Origin of the sequence: Emticicia sp., assembly GCF_049241225.1 — a bacterium.
In the GTDB taxonomy this organism is placed as follows: Bacteria; Bacteroidota; Bacteroidia; order Cytophagales; family Spirosomataceae; genus Emticicia.
In genome coordinates this window covers 22877-26932 of sequence record NZ_JBMLRC010000256.1, presented here as the reverse complement: position 1 = coordinate 26932, position 4056 = coordinate 22877, and the positions used below count along the sequence as shown (strand labels likewise).

Here is a 4056-nt window from a genome sequence, read left to right as displayed (position 1 = left end):
CGAAAATATAATCTTCTGCTTCTGAGGTGTTTACACATTTTCCATGTTCAGAATTTCTACCGATGATGGCACCAATTTCTAATTCAAAATCTAATTCTTTTGTGTAGCCAAAAACTGGACTTGGTGAATCAGCAGGTTTGAATTGTCCTTGTGGGCGATGAATAGGAGTACCCGAAACCACAATCGAACTTGCTCGTCCGTGATAAGCAATTGGAATATGCTTCCAATTTGGATAAAGTGGATTATCGGGACGGAAAATTTTTCCTGCATTGGTTGCATGCTCGATGCTCGAATAAAAATCAGTATAATCACCGATTTTTACGGGCAAGTGCATTTTTACGTCCTCAATTTTATGAAAAACGTGGTCAAAATGCCTTTTTAATGGAGAGCTTTCTTGGGTCAGCCATTCTTGAATTTGAAGTCGAACTGCATTTGTGCGTTTTTTGCCAAGTCCAATAAAAGGATTTAGGCTCGACTGATTACAAATATTTCGGGGAATATTCAGTAAACCTAACTTTCGAGTTTGTTCTAAATCAATGACATAATCACCGATTCTGACACCCACCTGTGGCTTTTTTTTGTGTGTACTAAAAATTCCAAATGGAAGATTATATATCGAAAAATCGCAGTCTGCTGCTATATCGAGCCAAGTATTCATTGTAATTTTGTTTTGCAAAAATGGTTTACAAAGTACAGTGCTGTAAACTGATTTTGCAAACCATCAATTATTTATCGCTCACATTTTTGTGGATCGTATCCATGATTCTGACCAAATGGTCGTAGTCTTCATCGGTCAAACTGCCCCACGATTTACGTCGGATTTCGGCAATCACTACCAAGGCATTTTCGTGGAGTTTTTCACCTTCTTCGGTCAGATAAATATTAAATTTTCGGCGGTCTTCGTCGGCCATTTGGCGTCTGACTAAACCTTTTTCTACCAATAAATCTAAAATCCGAGTGATGGTTGGGGCATCTTTTGCGGTATCAACCGCCAAATCATTCTGACTAATTCCTGCTTTCGGTTTGATGTGGTCAATTACCACCCACTGGTCAACCGTTAGGTCGATACCGCCATCGGTCAAGCCTTTTTGCATAAAACTGCGAATACGCTTGATGGTAGTATCAATCTTGAAATAGTACGAACGTTTATCTAAGTGTGTCATTTATTTAAAATTCAGTCTTTATCTACTTTTTTGAGCGGTTAGCAATTGGCTATTAGCTTTTAGCAAAAGAATTTCTAAAAAAATGGATTCTGTATTCAGGTGAATTATCAAAAGAATTTTATTGATAAAAGAAAAGAATGCCAAATTTATGAGATGCTAAAAGTTAATAGCCAATAGCTAAAAGCATTTATATTACAAAAGTAGAAAAAACCTTCAATTATTGATACACTAATAATTGACGTTCTAAAATTTCTTCAAAATTTTTGAGTGATTGAAAGAGCTGTTCGTATGATTCTATCACAAAATATTTTTTCTGAAAGGCATCAATTTTTACTTCGGTTTTCAAGATTTCTTCGATGGAATACGGCACTCGTTCGGGTATTCCACTACAAAGGCTATAAACACTTTCGCCACTCGAAGAAATGATACCTCCACCGTAGATTTTTAATTGATTTCTTTCACGAATCAATCCAAATTCTACCGTAAACCAATAAAGTTTTTGTAGGAGTTTTACGGCCTCTTCATCGTTGATATATTTGAGAGAAATTATACTAAACTCTGCCAAAAAATCACAAAAAGATTGATTGGTTAGCAACGGTACATGTCCGAAAGTATCATGAAACATATCTGGTTCTTCCAAATACTCCAATTGTTCCATCGTACGAAGCCACGTTGAAGCGGGAAATTTTTTATCGGCCAAAAGTTCGAAAAACTCTTTGATTGGCACTAAACCCTCACATGCCACTACCGACCAGCCCGTCAGTTCCTGCAAGCGAGGGTTAGTTTCTCTCTCAAAATCTGGAATGTGGTCAGCCACAAAGCCAGCTTTTTCTATTCCCTCCAGATAAGCCTCACTGGCAATTGCAGGTAATTTCTGCATTTGCCGCTGGAAAAGTACCTGCCAAACTTCATGGTCGGCAGGTGTGTATATGTTATAGTTTTGACCCCCAACCCCTAAAGGGGAGTTAAAAAACTGATGTTCTGATTTTATATTTTGATTATTCATGGTATTAAATTTACTCGTATTGAAAGAAGCCCCCCTTTAGGGGCTGGGGGTTAAAGCGTTCCTCTCAAAACTTGTTCACGTTCTATTGCTTCAAAAAGAGCTTTGAAATTACCTTTTCCGAATGATTTTGCCCCTTTTCTTTGAATGATTTCAAAAAACATAGTCGGACGAGGTTCGATTGGTTTTGTAAAAATTTGAAGCAAATAGCCTTCTTCGTCACGGTCAACCAAAATGCCAAGTGGGCGTAATTGTTCGATTTCTTCTTCAATATCACCAACACGCTCTTTTAAATCTTCGTAGTAGCTGTCGGGAACTTGCAAAAACTCAACTCCGTGATTGCGTAAGTGAGTTACGGTTGTAATAATATCATCAGTAGCTACTGCTAAATGCTGCACGCCCGCACCACCATAAAAATCAAGGTATTCTTCAACTTGTGAGCGTTTTTTGCCTTCAGCTGGCTCGTTGATTGGGAATTTGATTCTTCCGTTTCCGTTCGACATCACCTTGCTCATCAGAGCCGTATATTCAGTCGAAATATCTTTATCATCGAAACTTACCAACTGATTAAAGCCCATTACTTTACCGTAGAAATTTACCCATTCATTCATGCCGTTCCAACCCACATTTCCTACAATATGGTCAATGTATTTCAAACCAACGGGTGCAGGTTTGTAGGTAGGATTCCAAGCACGGAAATTTGGCAAGAAAACGCCTTTATAATTGCTTCGTTCTACAAAAATATGCACGGTATCGCCGTAAGTATGAATGCCCGAACGCACCACCTTACCGAATTCATCCTCTTCTTCGATTGGCTCGAAATAAGGTTTTGCTCCACGAGAAATGGTTTCGTAATAAGCATCACGGGCATCATCAACCCAAAGAGCTACTACTTTTACACCATCGCCGTGCTGGTCGATGTGACGACCAATTTCAGTACCTCCATGAAGAGGAGATGTCAGTATCAAACGAATTTTTCCTTGTTGAACAACATAACTTTCACGGTCACGCAGACCAGTTTCAAGCCCAGCATAAGCCAGAGGCTGAAAACCAAAAGCAGTTTGATAATAATGTGCTGCTTGTTTGCAATTTCCTACGTATAATTCAATGTAATCCGTGCCATTGATTGGTAGGAAGTCATCACCCCCAACACCCCCAGCCCCTAAAGGGGAGTTTGGGTTTCTATTTTCAGTTATCGTATTTACCATTTTTATATATTTTTGAAGTGTAAAGTTTTATCAATAAAAAATAAGAGAATAAAAAAGCTCCCCTTTAGGGGCGGGGGGGCATCCAACTCTGAAAATATTTTCCATCGTCGTATTTCAAAGCGTTCTCTGTAATCATCAAAGGTCGGAAAGTATCAACCATTACCGCCAATTCGTGCGTTTCGGTTTTTCCAATACTGCGTTCCATCGCCCCTGGGTGCGGGCCGTGCGGAATCCCGCCAGGATGTAGCGTGATGTGGCCTTTTGCTATGTCATTTCGACTCATAAAATCGCCATCAACGTAGTAAATAACTTCATCGGAGTCGATATTTGAGTGATTATAAGGTGCTGGAATGGCTTTTGGGTGATAATCGTAAAGTCTCGGACAAAACGAACAAACCACAAAAGCATCGGTTTGGAAGGTCTGATGAACAGGCGGTGGTTGGTGAATTCGACCAGTGATTGGCTCAAAATTGTGAATCGAAAATCCCCAAGGATAATTGTAGCCATCAAAACCGACCACATCAAATGGGTGATATTGATAGATTAACTGATGAAGCTGATGTTGTTTTTTGATTTTTATCAGAAACTCGCCTTTTTGGTCGTAAGTTTCTAAAATTTCGGGGAGTTTATAATCTCTTTCGCAGTAAGGCGAACTTTCGAGCAATTGTCCAAAATGATTTCG

Annotated in this window: 4 protein-coding genes and 1 pseudogene; all 5 read right to left on the bottom strand. The window is 39.2% G+C overall.

Annotation, left to right across the window (positions count from 1 at the left end; all coding sequences use genetic code 11):
- The coding region (locus ACOVO2_RS13985; protein ID WP_421770572.1) for a fumarylacetoacetate hydrolase family protein at positions 1–658 on the bottom strand (658 nt) is incomplete at its 3' end.
- Between the two features lie 67 nt (positions 659–725).
- Positions 726–1163 carry a MarR family transcriptional regulator gene (locus tag ACOVO2_RS13980; RefSeq protein ID WP_350265000.1) on the bottom strand — a complete coding sequence of 146 codons (438 nt, stop codon included), beginning with the start codon at positions 1161–1163 and terminating at the stop codon, positions 726–728.
- A 217-nt stretch (positions 1164–1380) separates the two neighbouring features.
- Positions 1381–2169 carry a phenylalanine 4-monooxygenase gene (locus ACOVO2_RS13975; protein WP_421770571.1) on the bottom strand — a complete coding sequence of 263 codons (789 nt, stop codon included), beginning with the start codon at positions 2167–2169 and terminating at the stop codon, positions 1381–1383.
- A 50-nt stretch (positions 2170–2219) separates the two neighbouring features.
- Complete coding sequence (gene hppD, locus ACOVO2_RS13970) at positions 2220–3374, bottom strand: 4-hydroxyphenylpyruvate dioxygenase (protein WP_421770570.1); 1155 nt, start codon at positions 3372–3374, stop codon at positions 2220–2222.
- 64 nt (positions 3375–3438) lie between these two features.
- Positions 3439–4056 (bottom strand): annotated as a pseudogene (locus ACOVO2_RS13965) (homogentisate 1,2-dioxygenase); the annotation flags it as partial.

Coding starts and splice junctions, on each gene's coding strand:
- ACOVO2_RS13980 (WP_350265000.1), bottom strand. CDS start 1,163: ATGACACACTTAGATAAACGTTCGTACTATTTCAAGATTGATACTACC.
- ACOVO2_RS13975 (WP_421770571.1), bottom strand. CDS start 2,169: ATGAATAATCAAAATATAAAATCAGAACATCAGTTTTTTAACTCCCCT.
- hppD (WP_421770570.1), bottom strand. CDS start 3,374: ATGGTAAATACGATAACTGAAAATAGAAACCCAAACTCCCCTTTAGGG.